Raw genomic sequence first — 553 nt, 5'->3', positions numbered from 1 at the left:
CAACGATGCTCAGCCCTAACCCCGTACCGCCATATTTGCGTGTAATGCTGTCATCCGCTTGAACAAACGGGTTGAGAATGCCTTCGAGTTGGCCATCCGTCATGCCAATGCCCGTATCTGCAACTTTCAAAATAAGCTGCTTTTCGTGCAGGATGACACTGATTCCGATCTCGCCTTCTGCTGTGAATTTCACGGCATTTGAGAGCAGATTGGTGGTGATTTGCACTAATCTCAGTGCATCGATTTCAATGAACGCATCCGAAAACGGCTTGATCGTAACTTTGTAATCCAAACCTTTCGCAAGCGCTCTTGGCTCAAAGCTTCTAAACACATCGCACAAGGTTTTGAGTAAGTCAGTTTTAGCGGGAGCAACGGTTAACTGGCCTGCTTCCAGCTTTGAGTAATCCAACACTTCGTCTACTAGCACATTCAAATGATTGAGTGACAGCATGGCCTGAGCGATCAACTCGCGATTTGAATCGGCCGTCACTTGGCGATTCAGCAAATCGAGGATGCCGTGCGCCGCCGATAATGGTGTTCTTAACTCGTGACT

Annotated in this window: 1 protein-coding gene; it reads right to left on the bottom strand. The window is 48.1% G+C overall.

Annotated elements, in window-relative coordinates; genetic code table 11:
- Positions 1-553, bottom strand: a 553-nt coding sequence (locus R7Z49_RS26935; RefSeq protein ID WP_318112726.1) for a sensor histidine kinase, incomplete at both ends; no start/stop codon positions are given.

The organism is Vibrio sp. 1562, from assembly GCF_033340155.1.
In the GTDB taxonomy this organism is placed as follows: domain Bacteria; phylum Pseudomonadota; class Gammaproteobacteria; order Enterobacterales; family Vibrionaceae; genus Vibrio; species Vibrio alginolyticus.
Note: the sequence above shows the minus strand (reverse complement) of the source record. Positions and strands in the feature narration are given on the sequence as shown.